This window comes from Paenibacillus thailandensis, from assembly GCF_042685365.1.
GTDB classification, from domain to species: Bacteria; Bacillota; Bacilli; order Paenibacillales; family Paenibacillaceae; genus Paenibacillus_AP; species Paenibacillus_AP thailandensis.
Genome location: NZ_JBHUMY010000012.1, coordinates 224,802 through 243,862, shown reverse-complemented (window position 1 = coordinate 243,862; position 19,061 = coordinate 224,802). Strand labels below are relative to the sequence as shown.

The 19,061-nt window shown below is 55.6% G+C and carries 18 protein-coding genes; 14 read left to right on the top strand and 4 right to left on the bottom strand.

The genetic code is table 11. The features are described from left to right. The first annotated feature begins 29 nt into the window (after positions 1 to 29). Positions 30 to 1,214 carry an MFS transporter gene (locus tag ACFSW5_RS12625; protein ID WP_379273444.1) on the top strand — a complete coding sequence of 395 codons (1,185 nt, stop codon included), beginning with the start codon at positions 30 to 32 and terminating at the stop codon, positions 1,212 to 1,214. Positions 1,215 to 1,291: 77 nt separating this feature from the next. On the opposite strand, the gene ACFSW5_RS12620 is transcribed toward ACFSW5_RS12625, so the two are convergent. Beyond that, complete coding sequence (locus ACFSW5_RS12620) at positions 1,292 to 1,948, bottom strand: DUF1054 domain-containing protein (protein ID WP_379273892.1); 657 nt, start codon at positions 1,946 to 1,948, stop codon at positions 1,292 to 1,294. Between the two features lie 330 nt (positions 1,949 to 2,278). On the opposite strand from ACFSW5_RS12620, the gene ACFSW5_RS12615 reads away from it, so the two are divergent. Both ACFSW5_RS12615 and gndA read left to right on the top strand, forming a co-directional pair. Continuing rightward, positions 2,279 to 2,875: a hypothetical protein gene (locus ACFSW5_RS12615; protein ID WP_379273442.1), complete on the top strand. Its 597-nt coding sequence runs from the start codon at positions 2,279 to 2,281 to the stop codon at positions 2,873 to 2,875. Between the two features lie 327 nt (positions 2,876 to 3,202). Further along, positions 3,203 to 4,612, top strand: a complete 1,410-nt coding sequence (gene gndA / locus ACFSW5_RS12610; protein WP_379273440.1) for an NADP-dependent phosphogluconate dehydrogenase — start codon at positions 3,203 to 3,205, stop codon at positions 4,610 to 4,612. Between the two features lie 94 nt (positions 4,613 to 4,706). Here the strand turns inward: gndA and ACFSW5_RS12605 are convergent, their stop codons facing one another. After that, positions 4,707 to 5,015: a hypothetical protein gene (locus ACFSW5_RS12605; RefSeq protein ID WP_379273438.1), complete on the bottom strand. Its 309-nt coding sequence runs from the start codon at positions 5,013 to 5,015 to the stop codon at positions 4,707 to 4,709. A gap of 188 nt (positions 5,016 to 5,203) precedes the next feature. On the opposite strand from ACFSW5_RS12605, the gene ACFSW5_RS12600 reads away from it, so the two are divergent. From ACFSW5_RS12600 to ACFSW5_RS12555, 10 genes are all read left to right on the top strand, one after another. After that, positions 5,204 to 5,725 carry a shikimate kinase gene (locus ACFSW5_RS12600; protein WP_379273436.1) on the top strand — a complete coding sequence of 174 codons (522 nt, stop codon included), beginning with the start codon at positions 5,204 to 5,206 and terminating at the stop codon, positions 5,723 to 5,725. Next, a complete protein-coding gene (crcB, locus tag ACFSW5_RS12595; protein WP_379273434.1) occupies positions 5,722 to 6,114 on the top strand; it encodes a fluoride efflux transporter CrcB in 393 nt (130 codons plus the stop codon). The genes ACFSW5_RS12600 and crcB overlap by 4 nt, the downstream gene beginning before the upstream one ends. Beyond that, positions 6,111 to 6,485 (top strand): fluoride efflux transporter FluC, encoded by a 375-nt coding sequence (locus tag ACFSW5_RS12590; protein WP_379273431.1) that lies wholly within the window; start codon positions 6,111 to 6,113, stop codon positions 6,483 to 6,485. Before crcB ends, ACFSW5_RS12590 begins: the two co-directional genes overlap by 4 nt. Before the next feature lie 36 nt (positions 6,486 to 6,521). Next, positions 6,522 to 7,817, top strand: a complete 1,296-nt coding sequence (aroA, locus tag ACFSW5_RS12585) for a 3-phosphoshikimate 1-carboxyvinyltransferase (RefSeq protein WP_379273429.1) — start codon at positions 6,522 to 6,524, stop codon at positions 7,815 to 7,817. A 281-nt stretch (positions 7,818 to 8,098) separates the two neighbouring features. Beyond that, positions 8,099 to 9,988: a glucose PTS transporter subunit IIA gene (locus tag ACFSW5_RS12580; RefSeq protein ID WP_379273427.1), complete on the top strand. Its 1,890-nt coding sequence runs from the start codon at positions 8,099 to 8,101 to the stop codon at positions 9,986 to 9,988. Beyond that, complete coding sequence (gene ptsP / locus ACFSW5_RS12575) at positions 9,985 to 11,724, top strand: phosphoenolpyruvate--protein phosphotransferase (protein WP_379273425.1); 1,740 nt, start codon at positions 9,985 to 9,987, stop codon at positions 11,722 to 11,724. Before ACFSW5_RS12580 ends, ptsP begins: the two co-directional genes overlap by 4 nt. A gap of 46 nt (positions 11,725 to 11,770) precedes the next feature. Then, the gene (locus ACFSW5_RS12570; RefSeq protein WP_379273423.1) at positions 11,771 to 12,295 is read left to right on the top strand and encodes a VanZ family protein; all 525 of its coding nucleotides are present in this window, start codon (positions 11,771 to 11,773) and stop codon (positions 12,293 to 12,295) included. 124 nt (positions 12,296 to 12,419) lie between these two features. Continuing rightward, a complete protein-coding gene (locus tag ACFSW5_RS12565) occupies positions 12,420 to 12,833 on the top strand; it encodes a hypothetical protein (protein WP_379273421.1) in 414 nt (137 codons plus the stop codon). Between the two features lie 297 nt (positions 12,834 to 13,130). Then, a complete protein-coding gene (gene ccpA / locus ACFSW5_RS12560) occupies positions 13,131 to 14,141 on the top strand; it encodes a catabolite control protein A (RefSeq protein WP_379273419.1) in 1,011 nt (336 codons plus the stop codon). Then, positions 14,141 to 14,839 (top strand): 5'-methylthioadenosine/adenosylhomocysteine nucleosidase, encoded by a 699-nt coding sequence (locus ACFSW5_RS12555; RefSeq protein ID WP_379273417.1) that lies wholly within the window; start codon positions 14,141 to 14,143, stop codon positions 14,837 to 14,839. Before ccpA ends, ACFSW5_RS12555 begins: the two co-directional genes overlap by 1 nt. 267 nt (positions 14,840 to 15,106) lie before the next feature. Here ACFSW5_RS12555 and ACFSW5_RS12550 read toward each other — a convergent pair whose 3' ends face one another. Further along, a complete protein-coding gene (locus ACFSW5_RS12550) occupies positions 15,107 to 16,318 on the bottom strand; it encodes an acetoin utilization protein AcuC (protein ID WP_379273414.1) in 1,212 nt (403 codons plus the stop codon). Between the two features lie 21 nt (positions 16,319 to 16,339). Beyond that, positions 16,340 to 16,975 carry a GNAT family N-acetyltransferase gene (locus tag ACFSW5_RS12545; protein ID WP_379273412.1) on the bottom strand — a complete coding sequence of 212 codons (636 nt, stop codon included), beginning with the start codon at positions 16,973 to 16,975 and terminating at the stop codon, positions 16,340 to 16,342. 266 nt (positions 16,976 to 17,241) lie between these two features. Here ACFSW5_RS12545 and acsA point away from each other — a divergent pair, with 266 nt between their 5' ends. Continuing rightward, positions 17,242 to 18,966, top strand: a complete 1,725-nt coding sequence (acsA, locus tag ACFSW5_RS12540; protein ID WP_379273410.1) for an acetate--CoA ligase — start codon at positions 17,242 to 17,244, stop codon at positions 18,964 to 18,966. Positions 18,967 to 19,061 lie beyond the last annotated feature (95 nt).

Genomic DNA, 19,061 nt, shown 5'->3' with positions numbered 1-19,061 from the left:
ACGATAGCGGAAGGAGGTTGAAACGGAAAATGAAGGATCAACGATTGGCTATCGTCATGGCTGTGCTTGCGACCACCTTTTTGGGCTTTGGGATTATTATTCCGGTTATGCCGGAAATGATAAGCGGCGCCGACCCCGCCGGAGCGGAACGCCATACGGGCTATATGCTGGCCATTTATTCCGCGATATCGTTCGTATTGTCCCCGTTCTGGGGCGGCTTGTCGGACCGGGCGGGCAGGCGTCCGATCATTCTGACCGGCGTTGCCGGTTTTGCCGTCAGCTTCCTGTTGTTCGGTCTGTCGAACGGCAGCCTGATTATGATGTACGCTTCGCGCGTGCTTGGCGGCTTATTCTCCGGCGCGGTGACGTCCGTCATCGTCGCCTACGTGGCGGACATTACGCCGCCCGACAAAAGGACGAAGGGGATGGCGCTCGTCGGCATGTCGATCGGGCTCGGCTTTACGTTAGGACCCGGCTTTGGCGGGCTCCTCAGCTTAATCGCCCTCGAAGCTCCGTTCTTTGCGGCAGCGGCGCTGGCCCTCCTTACGCTTGCGCTGGCGGCGTGGAAGCTGAACGAATCGCTTGCTCCGGAACGGCGCCGGGCCGGCCGGGGCGGACGTAGGCCTTCGCGGTGGACCGCTTTCTCGGGTCCGCTCAAATATTTGTACGTGCTTGCGTTTTTCGTTACGTTTACGCTGGCGGGCTTGGAGGCGACGCTGCAGTTTTTCGGAATGGAGCGGTTCGGTGTGACGCCGCTCGAGGTCGGCATTTTGTTTTTCGTTTGCGGTGCGGTCGGGGCGCTCATTCAAGGCGGCTTCGTGCGGCGTAAAGTGAAGAAGGGCGAGGAGCCGAAATATATCGGGCTCGGCCTGATCCTGTCGGCTGCCGGATTCCTGCTGCTGCTCTGGGCGAACTCGCTGTGGTGGGCTGTACTGTCCCTTGCCGTGTTCGGCGCCGGCAATTCGCTTATTAAACCGTGCGTTTCGTCGCTTATTACGCAAAAAACGACCGTCAGCCAAGGGATCGCCTCCGGGCTCAGCTCGTCGATGGACAGTCTGGGACGGATTGCGGGGCCGCTGCTCGGCACTTTCCTGTTTACGGTCGATCTGCGGCTGCCGTATTTGCTCGGCGGACTGCTATGCCTGGCCGCAACGCTGCTGCTGGTCAGATTCAAGCGGCTGGACGGCCGAATCGCCGTATTGCAAGCGGAATGAGACAAAGGCCATGAACCGAGCCGATGGGGCGCGATTCATGGCCTTTAGCCGTTCGCCGCGGAAAGGGCGGCAGTCGGCTAGATCTGCGAGATCGCCATGCGGTAAAGCGGCATAAGACTTTCGAACGTCAGCTCCGCGTACCGCAGCAAAGCGGGGCCGTCCTGCACCAGCTTGTTGCCGGCTTCGATATGTTTGCCGATCAGCAACTCGGCTTTTTTGACGTCGCGGAAGCGAACGAGCGTCTCCCGCCATTGCGCCTTGTCCATCGAGGCGACCGGAACGGCCGCTTTTTGCATATGATCCGCCGACAGGACGTAATCTTGCGGCACGGCGTCCACAAGCTTGTCCAGGTCGTTTAAATAGGCGGACGCAATGGCCGATTTGTTCGGAAGCTCGTAAATAAGGGCGAACCAAAGAAACAGATGGTCGTCGAACAGACCCAACTGAAAATGCGGGTGCGCCTTATAACCCCGCTTGTTATGGCAAATCGCGAGCCACGTATCCTTGGGCGGATTGACGGTTCGGCGCGCGTGTTTCGAAATATGGAGAAACATTTCGCGTCCGGCGGAAGGGGAAAGGCGGGCGGCCAGCTCTTCGCCGATCAGCTTGAATTTCGGTTGAATCCGGTTCTGGATGGCTTCCATTCTACCTTCCAGCCCTTCGATATGAAACGTTTCGAAGTCCGCCTTGCGGAAGCCTTCGAATGTCGAAGGCGCTTCGCTCGTATTGTGCATCGTCATCGCTTAAAGTCACTCCTTTGTTTGTCCTGGGGCGGAATTGTCCGGTTGGAGCGGAGTCTGCAAATGATAGTCCCGCCGCTCGTTGCGGACTAAAATCTGGCTTCATTATAGCATACCGGAAACGCCGGTTTATGAAGAACGGGTGAAAATGGAGGGACAGGCGCGGATTTTATTTTTTTATGCGCAATAAGCGCTTGGGGCGTTAAAATTAGTCAATAATCCAAGTTGCCATTACATAGGATGGAGTATAAGATAGGAATAAGCAATGAATTGTCAGAACATTCAGCTAACTAATCGAATCGATTAAGCAAGGGAGGGATTGCCGTGAACAAAAGCTACGAAGTCGAGTACTGCAATTTGGAGCTGCGATTTGACCGCCGGCAAATCCAAAATCTCATCCGCGATCTTATTCAGGAAGGATACTCCTTGTATTGGAGCGAGACGGAGTACCAGTTTCTTATTTCGATAAGAACGGGACGCAAGCTGGTCAAACTCCGGTTTCAGCGCATGAAAAATCGTTACAAAATCGTGGGCGATTATATCATTAAGGACGAAAAGCTGTCGGAGCTGATCGAAAAGCTGATAAATGACACACGTGGACATGCGGTGGTCAAACGGATCAAGGACCGCCAGATCGTCATTGAGAACATAATGTTCGGCGAAATTATTAGACTTGTGGAGGTGTCCGGCATGGAACATCGGATTGTTTACCAGAAGAAACCGGTCGTTACGATCGAGGAAATGATCAAGGCGTACCAGTCGAAGCGGGCGGAGGAACGCGTGCCGGTACTCCGTTACGAGCTCGATTACGAGCTGTCCGTATTGCACGAGGCGTTGCAGAACGGCTTGCAGGAGGAGGTTGCGGCTTCCAAGGAAAGGCTCGTAGCGCTGCGCGCCGAGATGCTGCAGCTGGAGATGTGAAGTAAACGGATGGATGGAATAGAGACGGGAATAGAGGAGCTGCCGGGATAGAGCGCCCCTGATCGATGCAGGACATGGGGGCGTTTCACGATCGCGGGCAGCTCCTTGTTTGCTTCTCTTTTCTCGCCGAAACGCCTCGTCCGGATGTCAGGGACGACTCATTCGTTTCAGCTTCGGTTGCCGCAATATAAGACAAACTTTGCGAACGGGTCAATATTATTGATAGGGAATCGGCGCACAATCGGTCTTTCGCATGTTTTCATTTGTTTGAAAAAACAGTAAAATGGGATTTGACTAAAAATTTGAATAAAAAGGTGGAAGGACCAGATGGCAAAACAGCAAATCGGTGTCGTAGGCCTGGCAGTCATGGGCAAAAACTTGGCCCTTAATATTGAAAGCAGAGGTTTCACCGTATCGGTGTACAACCGTTCGCGGGAGAAGACGGACGATTTGATAAAGGAAGCGGCCGGCAAAAACCTGTTCCCTACATACAGCGTGGAGGAATTCGTACAATCGCTCGAAACGCCGCGCAAAATATTGATCATGGTGCAAGCGGGCGCCGGCACGGACGCAACGATCGAATCGCTCGTTCCTCACCTTGAGGAAGGGGACATTATTATAGACGGCGGCAACGCTTACTTCCCAGACACGCAGCGCCGCAGCAAAGAGCTGGAAGCGAAGGGACTCCGCTTTATCGGCACGGGCGTATCGGGCGGCGAAGAAGGCGCGCTGAAGGGGCCTGCCATTATGCCTGGCGGCCAGGAATCCGCCTACAAGCTGGTCGAGCCGATTCTGACCGCCATTGCCGCGAAAGTCGGCGACGATCCTTGCTGCACGTACATCGGTCCGGACGGCGCGGGCCATTATGTCAAGATGGTGCACAACGGCATCGAATACGGCGACATGCAGCTGATTTGCGAAGCTTACGATTTGCTGCAATCGGTAGCGGGCTGCACGACCGAAGAGCTGCACGAAATTTTTACGGAGTGGAACAAGGGCGAGCTGGACAGCTATCTGATCGAAATTACGGCGGATATTTTCTCGAAATACGATCCGGAAACCGGCAAGCCGATGGTCGACGTCATTCTCGATTCCGCCGGCCAGAAAGGCACGGGCAAATGGACAAGCCAAAGCTCGCTTGATCTCGGCGTTCCGCTTTCCATCATTACCGAATCCGTATTTACGCGGTTCCTGTCCGCGATGAAGGAAGAGCGCGTCGCGGCAAGCAAAGTGCTGAGCGGTCCGGAGAGAAAGCCGTTCCAGGGCGATAAGGCGGCGTTCATTGAGTCGGTCCGCAAAGCGCTGTTCGCCAGCAAAATTGCTTCCTACGCGCAAGGCTTCGCGCAAATGCGCGCGGCGTCGGACGAATACGGCTGGAATTTGCGTTACGGGGACATCGCCATGATTTTCCGCGGCGGGTGCATTATTCGCGCAGGCTTCCTGCAAAACATTAAGGACGCTTACGACCGCGATCCGAATTTGCGCAATCTTCTGCTGGATCCTTACTTCAAAAATATTGTGGAGTCGTACCAAGGCGCTTGGCGCGAAGTCGTCGCTGCAGCCGTAGCGAACGGCGTTCCGGTGCCGGCGTTCTCGAGCGCGCTTGCGTATTACGACAGCTACCGGACGGAACGTCTGCCGGCCAACCTGCTGCAGGCGCAGCGCGACTACTTCGGCGCCCATACGTTCAAGCGCGTCGACAAGGAAGGCACGTTCCATCACAACTGGCTGTCCTAATCGGCTGCAGTTATCCGATTCGGCCGCTCCCGGGGGGCCAAGCTTCGGCGGAAGCGATGCATGAACGTCTGCCGGCTAAGCTTGTCCGCGGCGCTTAGTTGCCGCTTTCCGGCCAAAGGCCGAAAGCCGCTTCCCGCAGCCAGCTGCGCATGCGGTCGGCCTCCTGCTCGGAGCAATGTCGCCTGTGGACGAGCGACATCGCCGCTTCGGCGAAAGCATGAAAATTTTGAATCAAGCGTGGCTGTGCAAGACCTAGCAAGGAGGGGTCTTTGTCGGCCACCTTTTTTTTGATATACTCCAGCATCCAGACGACATCCTCCCGGCAAAGCGGGTGATTCGGATCCATAATAACGCTGATCCGTTTGTCGTTCGGGTGGGAGCCGGCGTGTTCCGATCCGTTCACGGCGCATCACTCCTTAATTCTCATTCGAATAACGTTACTGCTTTTTATCATCCATACGGCAGATGCAACTTTTTTATACCCGGAGACAAAGAAAACATGATATGATAGTTTGTAAACGGCTAAAACAAATTTAAGGGCTTAAAGCGTTAAAGCGGAAAGGCTTGAAAAGGAAAAGCAGGTGCATAAGTTTGGAGACGGGAACGAACAAAATCGTGCTGGTCGGTTTTATGGGAACGGGCAAATCGACGGTAAGCCGCCTGCTGGCCGATGAGCTCGGCTGGCTCCGGATCGACACGGACGATGAAATCGTGGAGAGAGAGGGCCGTCCGATCGCCGCGATTTTCGCGGAAGCGGGCGAAGAGAGCTTTCGCCGGATCGAAAGCGAAGTGATCGAATCGGTCATGAACGCTCCCGGGCCTGCCGTCGTTGCGACGGGAGGCGGAGCGCCGCTGGCGGAGCGTAACCGCCAAGCGATGCTGGCACGCGGTTACGTTGTGGCGCTGAAGGCCGACGCTTCGCACATTATCGCCCGCGTGCAAGCGGATCCGGCAAGGCCGCTGCTGGCCGGCGACGCGGAAAATCGCGTTCCTCTGCTGCTCGAACAGCGCAGATCGGTTTACGATTTCGCCCACTCAATCATCGATACGACGAGCATGACGGCCGAAGAAGTAGCGGCCGCCATTATGGAAGGCTGGAAACGGCGGTTATGAAGCTGGCGATGGCTGTTGCGATAGGGGGCGCTTTGGGCGCCGCGGCGCGATACGGGACCGGCTTCGCCTTCGGGCCGGCTTCGGCCGGCAGTTGGCCTTACGCTACGCTGCTGTGCAATATGCTCGGAAGCTTCCTGCTTGGATTGCTGAGCGGTCAAGCGGCGGTTAAGCCGATCGGCGCCTTCTGGAAGGAAGGAATCGGGACGGGAGTGCTGGGGGGATTCACGACGTTTTCCGCTTTTAGCGTCGAGACGGTGGAAATGCTGCGGGAAGGCCATATCTTCTCCGCGGCGACCTATGCCGGCTTCAGCATGGCTGGCGGCATTCTCTTCGCCGCGGCCGGAATGCATATGACCAAGCGGCGGGCGGAAAGGAAGCGCGACGTATGATCGCGCTGCTTGCCGCCGTTGTCGCCGGCGGAGCGGGAGGCTCCGTCGCCCGCTACGGGTTAGGGCTTCTGGCTGCGAAATACGGAAAGCCCGCCCATTACGCCACCTTGTTCATCAACTGCCTCGGATCGCTTCTGCTGGGGCTGCTCGCCGGAGCCGCGTTAGACGAGCGTCATGCGGCTTGGTATGCGCTGGCCGGAACGGGCTTTCTGGGCGGGTTCACGACCTTTTCGACCTTGAACGCGCAGCTGGTCGCGATGCTTGAGCAGAGACGCTATCGGGCTGCCTTCTACTATATGGCATGCACGTACGGAATCGGCCTGCCGCTTGCCGCGGCCGGCTACTCGCTTGCGCGAGCTTATCATTTCTAATAACAAAGATTAGACAGACGAAGGAGACTGGATCGCATGGACGTAATCGTTACTCCAACGCCGAAGCTCGGAGGCGAAATTCAAGCATTATCTTCCAAAAACTATACGACCCGATATTTGCTGGTTGCCGCTTTGGCGGAAGGCACCAGCACGATTTATTATCCCGCGCACAGCGAGGACAGCGATGCGATGCGCCGCTGCATCCGCGATCTTGGCGCCGTTGTGGAAGAGGACGACGAGAAAATCGTCATCACCGGCTTCGGGCGCAACCCTCGCCCCGTAGATCAGCTCGACGTCGGCAATGCCGGCGCCGTGCTCCGTTTTCTGATGGCGATTGCATCGTTGTGCCCGGATGTGACGTTCATTAACCGCTACCCGGATTCGCTCGGCAAGCGGCCGCACGACGATTTGATCGACGCGCTTGAACAGCTTGGCGTATCCGTCACCCACCGTGAAGGCAAGCTGCCGATCACGATCAAAGGCGGACAGCCGCGCGGAGGCAAAATTAAAGTATCCGGCAACGTCAGCTCGCAATATTTGAGCGCGCTTCTGTTCCTGACGCCGCTGCTGGCGGAAGACAGCGAAATCGAAGTGCTGCATGACTTGAAGTCCAAAGTCGTCGTCGGCCAAACGCTGGAGGTTCTCGCGCAAGCCGGCATCAAGATCGAAGCGAGCGACGATCTGATGTTCTACCGCGTTCCGGGCGGACAAAGCTATGAAGCGAAGAAATACGTTGTTCAGGGCGATTATCCCGGCTCCGCCGCCATTCTGGCAGCCGCAGCCGTGACCGAGTCCGACGTGACCGTTCATCGTCTGGAGGAGAACAGCAAGCAAGGGGAAAAAGCGGTGGTTGACGTGCTGCGCATGATGGACGTGCCGCTGACGCACCGGGACGGGATCGTTCGCGTTCAAGGCAACGGCAAGCTGAAGGGCATTGAGTTCGACGGCGACAAGGCGACCGACGCCGTGCTGGCGATGGTGGCCGCCGCCGTATTTGCGGAAGGCACGTCGAGGTTTTACAACGTGGAAAATCTCCGTTACAAGGAATGCGACCGGATTACCGATTATTTGGCCGAGCTTCGCAAAGCGGGAGCAAACGTCGAAGAACGCCAAAGCGAAATTATCGTTCACGGCCGTCCGGAAGGCGTCGAAGGCGGAGTGGAAATTAACGCCCATTACGATCATCGCGTCATTATGGCTTTAACGGTCGTCGGGCTGCGGGCGAAAGCGCCGATCCGGATCCGGGACGCGCACCATGTCGCCAAGTCCTATCCGAACTACTTCGATCATTTGAAGGCGCTGGGCGCGAAAGTCGAATGGGTGCGGGAGTAGCGTCTGCAAGAAACTTACAGCCATAAATACGCGAGTCTGCTGCAAAAATAAAAGAGGCTTAAGGAGCGCGGTAGCGTTCCTTAAGCGGCATTCCTATATCCCGACTTGCGGCTGCGGGATCGAATATGAATGACCAACGAAGCGGGCGGCCGGGAGGCGGCTCGCTTTTCGTTTTTGACAAAACGGGGGCTAACGCTTACCATTTGGATTGGAAGATATGAGTTTGCAAGATTATAGCGACTTAAGTCGGAAGTTTTTTACATACGAACCGGAGGTGCGCAATGAATTTCATGGGTAGCTTGCAGCAGCTCGGAAGGGCTTACATGCTGCCGATGATTGTATTGCCGGCCGCTGCGATATTTTCATTTCTGAGCCAGTTTCCTTGGGATTATTTCGGCTTGGGGCAAATGTCCGTATACTTGGCGGCGGCAAGCCAGTCTATATTCGCTTATTTGCCGTACATCTTTGCGGTAGGCATTGCGCTTGGCATTACCGGCAACGCTTTGGCGTCCGGCATTTCGGCTCTGGTCGGCCTGATTATTTATGCGGGAGTTACGGAAGCCGCCAACCCGCTTATCGAACCGACCGTGCTGATCGGCGCCGTCATCGGCATGATCGCCGGCTTCGGCTACGAGCGGTTCAAAAACTTGCGGCTCCCCGAATATATTCAATTTTTCGGCGGCCCGCGCTTCGTTCCGTTGTTCGTAAGCGCCGTTGCTTTGCTGTTATCCATGGCGATGATCCGGCTGGCGCCGCAAATCGAATGGCTTCTGGTCGAGCTTGGCAAAGTCGTCGATTCCAGCGGAGGCTTCGGCGTCTTCCTGTTCGGATTCGTCATGCGGATCTTGGTCGTATTCGGTCTTCATCATCTGGTCAGCCACGTTTTCTGGTTCCAGATCGGCGGGTACCGCCTCGACGACGGCACGATGGCCTTTGGCGATTTGCCGCGTTTTTTTGCCGGCGATCCGACGGCCGGCGGCTATATGGCCGGCTTGTATCCGATCATGATGTTCGCTTTGCCGGCGATCGCGCTTGCCATTATCCAAGAAGCCCGCGAAGATTTAAAGCCGAAAATAAGAAAGACGTTCATAACGGCGGCGTTGTCCTCCTTCCTGACCGGCGTCACGGAGCCGGTCGAGTTTGCGTTTTTGTTCGTCGCGCCGTATTTGTATGTCGTACACGCTTTATTGTCCGGCCTTATTATGTGGGTAACGTACGAGCTTGGCGTCCGATATGGCTTCTCGTTTTCGGGAGGCGCCATAGACTTTATATTGAACGGACATTTGGCGACGCGCGGCTGGCTTGTCATTCCGATCGGCATCGTCACGTTTTTTCTGTATTACTTTTTGTTCCGGTGGGCGATTCAGCGGTTCCGCATTCCGACGCCGGGACGGGAGGAAGGCTCCCAGCTCGACGATTGGGCCGGAGACATCCCGTACCGCGCTCCTCTCGTGCTGCAGGCGATCGGCGGCAAAGAAAACGTCGTTCATATGGAAGCTTGCATTACGAGACTGCGGCTTAGAGTCGCGAACGACAAGCTGATCGATGCGAACGCGCTCCGCAACCTCGGGGCGGCCGGCGTAATCCGCCTTGGGGGAGGCCATGTTCAGGTCGTCTTCGGCACCTATTCTGAATTGATCCGGGAAGCGATGGCCAAGTCGATCCAGCGCGATCAGAAGCAGGTGTCCTTCCATTCCCCGGTGCAGGGCCGCATGATTCCGCTTGCGGACGTGCCGGATCCGATTTTCGCCGGCGAGATGGTCGGCGGAGGGGTTGCTTTTGTGCCCGAGAGAGGGGAGCTCGTTTCGCCCGTCAAAGGAACCGTCGTCCATATTTACCCGACGAAACATGCGATCGGCATTCGTACGGCCGAGGGGCTTGACGTGCTGCTGCATATCGGCATCGATTCGTCTAAGCTCGGCGATAAAGGATGCTTTCAGACGTATGTGGAGAAGGACGACCAGGTGGAGCCGGGCAGTCTTCTTATCCGTTTCGATCTGCAGCAGCTGCGAAGAGAAAGCAAATCTGTCGCCACGCCGATGGTCATTACGAATTCGTCGGATTATGTCGAGTCCTGGCGCTACGCCCCGTTTAAAACGGTCAAAAAAGGCCAGGCGTCCGTCATGTCGGTTGTGCTTAAAGAGAGAAATGGTGGAGGGGTAAAACCATGATACAAGCTGTAGGGGCGTCTGCCGGAATTGCGATCGGCAAATGTTTTGTGCTTCCGAATTGGGAATGGGAGCTTCCGGAGCAACGCATCGACGTGGCGGACTTCGCCCGCGAATTCGAGCGTGTGTACGAAGGCATCCGGACCTCAAAGCAGGAGATCCAGTTGATCAAAGCGGAGCTGGAGGAGGTTGTGGGCGCGGAGGAATCGAACATTTTCGATGCCCATCTGGCCATTCTGGACGATCCGGTGTTCATGAACGAAATCCAAGGGATCATTCAGCGCCAGTACAAAGGGGCCGAAGCCGCGGTCAAGGAAGCGATCGATCATTTCGTTACGATGTTCGACCTGCTGGACGACGATTATATGAAAGGGCGGGCCATGGACATCAAGGACGTCGGCAACCGGCTTCTTAAGCATCTGCTCGGAGCGCCGGAAATTACGCTTCCGCAGGATACGCAGCCTTTCATTCTGATTGCCCGGGAATTGTCTCCGTCGCAGGCCGCACACTTGAACCCGAAGCATGTGCTCGGCATCGTCACTTTGGGCGGGAGCGTGACGTCCCATTCGGCCATTATGGCCCGGGCGCTCGGGATTCCGCTAATCGTCGGAGTGGAAGGTAAGCTGGAAACTCCGATTCAGACCGGCGACATGGTCGTGATGGACGGCGGCGAAGGGAAACTGTTCGTCGATCCGGACGAAGAGACGATTCGATTTTACAGCGATCTTCAGCGGAAGCAGGCGGAAGCGAAAGGAGAGCTTTCGCGCATCGCGGGCGTGAAGCCGGAGACGCCAGACGGCAAAGTTTTAAACCTGCGGGCGAACATCAGCTCCTTCAAGGAGCTGGAAATCGCGCTCGAAAGCGGGGCGCAGGGAGTAGGGCTGTTCCGCACGGAGTTTTTGTACATGGACCGGAACCGGTTTCCGAAGGAAGAAGAGCAGTTCGAGGTATACAAAAGCGTAGCCGAGAAGCTGAACGGCGAGCCTCTCACGATTCGCACGCTCGATATCGGGGGCGACAAGCATCTCGATTACTTCGAGCTGCCGGAGGAAGACAATCCGTTTCTCGGATATCGGGCGATCCGGATCTCGCTGGAGCGGACCGATTTGTTCAAGACGCAGCTTCGGGCTATTCTTCGCGCCAGCCGTTACGGCAAAGTCAAAATCATGTATCCGCTCGTGTCGTCCGTCGACGAGGTGCGGTCCGCGAACGCGGTTCTTGCGCAAGCGAAACGGGAGCTCCAGGAGGAAGGCATTCCGTTCGACGAACAGATCAAGATCGGCATCATGATCGAAGTGCCCGCCGCGGTCATGATCGCGGATTTGCTGGCGCAGGAGGTCGATTTTTTCAGCATCGGCACCAACGATCTCGTCCAGTTTACGCTGGCGGTCGACCGGATGAACGAAAGCATCTCGCATTTATACGAACCGTATCATCCGTCGATTGTAAGGATGCTGAAGACGACGGTGGAAGCGGCCAAAAGAAACGGCACGACGGTCGGCGTCTGCGGCGAGCTCGCCGGCGATCCGAAAGCATTGCCGATATGGCTTGGACTGGACGTCGATGAAATCAGCATGTCCTCCCATTCCATCCTGCAGGTAAAGGAAAGGCTGCTGCGAACGAGCCAGCATGGCAGCCGGAAGCTGGTGCCGCAGCTGCTGGATTGCCGTACGGCTTCCGAAATGATCGCCGCATTGGCCGAATTCAAGGACGAGATTGACGAATTGCCGAAAAGATAAGTTTAGTTGGCATCCGAAACGGGCTTGTCTTTCGGAGCGAAACGGCATGATCGGTAAAGAGACGCTTTTCAAAAGCCGTTTCTGCCTGAAGGAGGATTATATGAATCAAACCGATACGGCGGCGGGACGCGCGCCCCGCGTGCGTCTCGCGCTGAGATGGGCTCCGGCTGTCATATGGATGGCCGTTATTTTTGCCATGTCCTCGCGGTCGGGAGACGACATGAACTCGCTCCTGCCTTTTTTTCAGAAATGGTTTCCGGCGATGAGCGATTTCAACTGGGGGCATTTCGTCGCTTATTTCGTTCTTGCCGCTGCATTTGATTTCGGTATCGGACCTAAAGCCAGCAAGCTTGGCATGAAGCTTCTGATCGTTGTGCTGTGCGGCTTGTACGGTGTGACGGACGAATACCATCAATCGTTTGTCGGCGGCCGCATGTCGGACTGGCACGATATCCGCAACGACATGATCGGGGCGACGGTCTGGGTCGTAATTGCCGCGATTCCGCCGTTCGCCGCGTTATGGCGCAAGCTGGGCATGCTGGCAGCAACAGGGCGGCCGAACAGCCGATAGTAAAAATTACATGATGAAGCAAGAAGGGTTTCCGCGAAAAAGGTCGAATTATTTATCCCGACTCATGATGCGAATGAGCCGAAGATACGGCCCGAAAGGCCGTTGCAAGAAGGAGAGGACGATTTTGCGGAAAACCTGTTCCTGCGGTAATCTGATGGTTATGAAGCTGCGTACCGTTATATATTCGGGCAAAGTGGAAATAGATAATGTACCGGTTTTTTCTTGTAGCGAATGTTCGAGAAGCGAAGTCATTCCGGAAGTGAAGCCGGATCTGACCGGGCTAATCTCGCAATTGGGAGCTGAGCCCACGAAGCAAATTTTATTGTTTAACGAATGCAACGAATGGGCAGATTTGTTAGTAGAGGCTGGCGCGGGAAAGAAGCTGCCGGAGGATGTCGAGGTCAAACGTCTGGCGGAAGAGCGGGTCAATATGCTGCTGGATCTTTATTTGCTGGCGCAAACGTTGAACGACGAAGCCTGGATTAACGAAATTAGCAGAAGGCTTGAACAGCTTAGCCGAAAAGCGTTGCTTACATAACGGCGTGGACGCGGGCCGAAACGGCTCGAAGCCCTCGCCTTATGGACGAAACGTTCGGAATTCATATATTTCAAGCGCGAGATGCGGGCTTATGAAAGCTTTTCTGCCAAAAATCCGCCGTCTTTCGGCGTAAAGTCGGTCTCGGACGGTTCGGATGCTTTCTGACGCGCACATAAATTAACGCCGTTTTAAGCTCAAACCTGCGCTAACATTGATTAAAGTAATATTTTGTCGTATGATTACTTTAATATGCGGCGTGCGAAACATTAAAATTTGAGGATAATGGAGAGAAGATCCGTGACGGTAACCATTTATGATGTAGCAAGGGAAGCAGGAGTATCGATGGCTACGGTATCTCGGGTTGTCAACAACAATCCGAACGTAAAGCCGGCGACACGCAAGAAAGTATATGAAGCGATTGAAAGGCTGGGCTATCGGCCCAATGCTGTGGCGAGAGGCCTGGCAAGCAAAAAAACGACCACGGTCGGCGTAGTCATTCCCGATATCTCGAACTCGATATTCGCGGAAGTCGCGCGGGGCATTGAAGATATAGCGAATATGTACCATTACAACATCATTTTGTGCAACGCGGACAAGAAAAAAGAGAAAGAAATTCGCGTCATCAACACTTTGCTTGAAAAGCAGGTGGACGGGCTGCTGTTTATGGGCGGCGTTGTAACGGAAGAGCATGAGCAAGCGTTCAAAACGGCGAACGTGCCGATCGTGCTTTGCGCAACGACGGACGAAAAAGGTCAAATCCCGTCGGTTGACATCAATCACGAGTCGGCTGCGTACGATGCGGTCAATAAGCTGATCGCGAGCGGTCACAAGCGCATCGCCATGATTAGCGGAACGCTGCAGGATCCGGCGCTTGGTTACGCCCGGTTCCAAGGCTACAAGCGCGCTTTGGAAGAAGCCGGCCTTCCTTATGAGGACGAGCTGGTGCGGGTCGGCAACTATCGCTACGAATCCGGCGTCGAAGCGATGAAATATTTTATCGAGCTGGCCAATCGCCCGACGGCCGTCTTTGCCGCTACGGACGAAATGGCGATCGGGGCGATTCATTGCATTCAGGATTCGGGACTGCATGTTCCGGAAGATATATCCGTTATTAGCGTGGATAACAGCCGCATGGCGTCTATGGTTCGTCCGCAGCTTACGGCCGTCGCACAGCCGATGTATGACATCGGAGCGGTGTCGATGCGTTTGTTGACCAAACTTATGAAAAAAGAAAACGTCGACCACGGGACGGTCGTATTGCCGCACGAAATTGTGGAACGCCAGTCGGTTAGAGGAGTTTCGAAATAATGGCTTATCGTAAAATCGGCATCATCGGTGCCATGGTTGAAGAAATCGAGCTGCTCCATAAGCATGTCTCGGTAACAAGCGAGATCACGGGAGCGGGCATTACGTTTTATGAAGGGACGCTGCACGGCAAGCCCGTTATTTTCTGCAAATCCGGCGTAGGCAAGGTGAATGCGGCAGTGTGCACGCAGCTGCTCGTTCATCTGGGCGTCGATTGCATCTTGTTTACGGGCGTGGCCGGAGCGGTTGACCCGCAGCTGAACATCGGCGACATCGTCGTTTCGTCCAGCTGCATGCAGCATGATATGGACGTAACCCCGCTTGGTTACGAGCGGGGCGTTATTCCTTATCAGGAGCGCTCCGAGTTTATGGCGGACGAGCGTCTGGTTAAGCTGGCCGCCGAGGCGGGCGGGCGCTTGTTTGCCGGCCGTACGGTCATCGGCAAGGTGTTGTCCGGCGATCAGTTCATCGCCAGCCGCGAGCTTGTTCGGACGCTGCACGAGTCGATGGGCGGCGCGTGCGCCGAAATGGAAGGCGCAGCGGTAGCGCAAGTATGCGACATGAACCAGGTGCCGTATGTCGTCATTCGGTCCATGTCGGACAAGGCGGACGGCTCCGCGCATGTCAATTTTGCGGAGTTTACCGTTCAGGCGGCGAACAATTCATATGCTATGATCGATGATATTATCCAGCACATTTAACGAAGCGCAGCCGCTCCGGAGGCAGAAGTCTCCGGAGCGGTTTTTGTATATACTAGCTTTGTTTTGTCCGCAGGACAAGCGGGGACAGCTCGAGCGGAGCATGGCAGAAGCGGGAGCGGCAGTCAGCAACTATCCGTCAGGATAAATCGGTTCGAGCACCGAAAGATGGTCGAAGACGGCCGTGCGGCAGTGACGCCGATTGGGGGTGTCCACAGGGGGGAGCCCCTTGGATCCCCTTCCTCAGGAGGGGCTCGGGGGAAGTATCGATTACAGATCCTGAACCGCGATTTTGCTCGTTTCGCGGTTTTTGCGCTCGATTTCATCGCGGCGCGGAATCGGCGGAACGCCGCGCAAGTCGTCCAGCCATAACGAAGGCAGCTCCGCGGGACTTGAATCCTTCCATTGCTCGATCCAACTTGCGGGAAGCTTGAGCGACGGAGATGCTCCTCCGGCTACGGATGCCGCTTCCTGTTCGAGCTTCCGGGAGATGTCATGGCCGGTCATGGCGAGCCATACAAGCGACCAAGCGCGCGGCACAACGCGCCATATATCGTAACCTCCGCCTCCAAGCGCCACCCAGCGGCCTTCGGCATATTGATGGGCCAATTGATGGATAATGACGGGAATTTCCTGATAAATGCGCATGCTGCAATGCAGGTGGGAAAGCGGGTCAAACGCGTGAGCGTCGCAGCCGTGCTGACTGACGATGATATCCGGTTTAAACGCCGCCGCCACTTTGCCGACAGTGGACCGGAAGCTGTCCAGCCAGGAGTCGTCCTCCGTATAAGGCTCCAGAGGCAGGTTGAAGCAAGCGCCGTACCCGCTGTCGACGCCTTTTTCATACACAAAGCCGGTCCCGGGGAACAAATATTTGCCGGTTTCGTGGATCGAATACGTGCATATGCCCGGATCGGCATAAAATACCCATTGAACGCCGTCTCCGTGATGGACGTCCGTGTCGATATACAGCACCCGCGCGCCGTAGCGCTGCTTTAAATATTGAATCGCGACGGCGGTGTCGTTGTATACGCAAAATCCGGACGCGCGGTCCGGAAAACCGTGATGCAAGCCGCCGCCGATATGGCAGGCGTGAAGGGCGCGTCCTTCCATGACCGCTTCGGCGGCTGCGACGGAGCCGGAGACGATGGCGGAAGCCGCTTCGTGCATGCCTTCGAAATACGGGGTATCTTCGGTGCCGAGCCCGTATTTGCCGGCATCGGCGACGGCGCTTCGATCGGGAGAAGCCTCGCTCAGCCGTTTCACCGCGTCGATAAAGTCGTCCCGGTGAACAAGGCGAAGCAGCGCTTCCGTATCGCAAGAAAGGGAGGGGGCGATCCGCTGATCTTCGCGGAGCGCCCCCGCTTTGTGCAATAAATCGGTTGTCAGCGTCAGCCGGATCGGATCAAACGGATGGCCGGCAGCCAGTTTATAGCGGGACGAAGCCGGATGATGAATGAAAAGAGCGTCGCTTAATCGCATATTGCTTTCAATTCCTCTCTATCAGTACATAAACCGCTGGCGGAACCGGACGCGGTCAAACGCTTCCACAGACGAAAGCGGCACATCCTTGCCTATACGAACCATCAGGCAATTGGCGGGATGAGAGCATATTTCCGGATCGTCCGTGGCAAACCATACCATGCCTACGGACTTCATAAGCTGCTCCATCATTTTTCGATAGTCCCAGACGCTAAGCTTCGTTCCTTCCAGATCCCAATGCCAATAATATTCGGTTGTATACACGATCGCGTTGTCCAGCTGACCGTCCTCGAACGCCAGTTGGATCATTCGCTTGCCCAAGCCAAAGGAGCGGTAGTCATCCGCGACTTCTACGGCGCCAAGCTCGATTAAATCGTCCATGCCGCCTTCCGACCATCTCTCCAGCTCATCGGGATAATGGAACGTAACATACCCGACGATCAGATCGGCATCACGGGCCGCGATAATGCGTCCTTCAGGCAAGGAAGCGATTTCAATTAACGCTTCGTGTTGGTCTTTCGGCCGGCGAAAAGCGTCCAGATCGGCGTGCATTCGAAGCTTCTTCAGCTTCTCCGGCGGCACGGGGCCTTCGACGACAAGCTCTCGCCCGTCCGGAAGCATAATCGACAGCTTCTTGTACATTTTGCGGTGTTCCAAAGGCCATAGTCCCCTTTCCCACGTATGCTGTCTTTATGCTATCGGCAACAATCTCTATTTAGGTTATAACAAACATTGCGCCCGATGAAAAGCATAGCCCCCGCAAACATAGGTATGTTATAATGTGCTATATGGCAATGAAGCGAGCGATTTCATTCGTCTCGTGAGCATCCGATGCCGCTGCATTGCCTGGCCGGTTTTAAAATAACGGATTGTAAGCGCATACTGTTGTCGAAATTGTCAGAAATTGATGGGAGAGTGATATGATGATCAACTTGCATCAAGAACGGATTCCGGCTGTAGCTGAGCATCCTAACATGAGAAGCTATGAGGAAGCCGTCCAATCGTTTGATTGGAGCGAAGTGGAGAAATCGTTTAGCTGGCATTCGACAGGGAAAGTGAATGTGGCGCATGAAGCCATAGACCGTCATGTCGAGCAAGGGCTTGGGGAGAAGATTGCGCTTTATTACAGCGACAGCGCGAGAGACGAATCTTATACGTACGGGCAAATGCGCGCGCAGTCGAACCGGTTTGCCAACGTGCTGAGGAAGCTGGGCATCGGCAAGGGAGAGCGCGTATTTATCTTTATGCCGAGAACGCCGGAGCTTTACTTTAGCGTTTTAGGCGTTTTGAAGGTCGGTGCCGTCGTAGGACCTTTGTTCGAAGCGTTTATGGAGACTGCCGTCAAAGACAGACTGCAGGACAGCGGTGCCGTCGCCATCGTGACGACTTCGGCGCTGCTGGAGCGGATTCGCCGGGAGGAGCTCCCGGAGCTGAAGCATATTATCGTGTACGGCGACGATGTCGCAGCGGGAGAAGGAATCGTCGATTTCAAGGCCGAAATGGCGCAAGCTTCGGATGAAGCGGAAGTCGAATGGCTGGACCGCGAGGACGGGCTTATCTTGCATTATACGTCCGGTTCGACGGGCAAGCCCAAGGGCGTCTATCACGTGCAAAACGCGATGATCCAGCATTATTATACCGGTAAAGTCGTGCTCGACCTGAAGCCGGACGATATCTACTGGTGCACCGCCGATCCGGGCTGGGTAACCGGGACGTCTTACGGCATATTCGCGCCGTGGTTGAACGGCGTCACGATCGTCGTCCGCGGCGGTCGATTCAGCCCAAGCGACTGGTACGGCACGATTCAGAAATACGGCGTAACGGTATGGTACAGCGCGCCTACGGCTTTTCGGATGCTGATGGGAGCGGGGGACGATGTCGTCGGCCAGTTCGATCTAAGCAGCTTAAGGCATGTGCTCAGCGTAGGAGAACCTCTTAATCCCGAAGTCGTCCGCTGGGGGCTTAAAGTATACAATCAGCGTATTCACGATACTTGGTGGATGACGGAAACCGGCGGTCAGCTGATCTGCAACTATCCGTCGATGGAAATTAAGCCGGGCTCTATGGGCAAGCCTCTTCCCGGCGTGCGTGCGGCAATTATCGATGACAACGGCAACGAAGTGCCGCCGTACCGGATGGGCAATCTTGCCGTTCGGACACCATGGCCCTCGATGATGAGGAAAATTTGGAACAATCCGGCCAAATACGAGGAATATTTCCGATTGAACGGTTGGTACGTGTCGGGCGATTCCGCCTATATGGACGAAGACGGCTACTTCTGGTTCCAGGGCCGGATCGACGACGTCATCAACACATCGGGCGAGCGGGTCGGCCCATTCGAGGTCGAGAGCAAGCTAGTCGAGCATCCGGCTGTCGCGGAAGCGGGCGTCATCGGCAAGCCCGATCCGATGCGCGGGGAAATCATCAAGGCGTTTATCGCGCTGCGCGAAGGCTACGAGCCTTCGGAGGAGCTAAAGCAGGATATCGCCCGCTTCGTCAAGGTTGGATTGTCCGCGCACGCGGCGCCGCGCGAAATCGAGTTTAAGGATAAGCTTCCGAAGACTCGCAGCGGCAAAATTATGCGGCGCGTCCTAAAGGCATGGGAGCTGAATCTTCCGACGGGCGATCTGTCGACGATCGAGGACTAATCGGGTTTATAACATAAAATAGATTAAAAAACGGCATCGTCCTGTTAAAAGGTCGATGCCGTTTCCCGTATTAATAGATATAAGGCTATGGCACA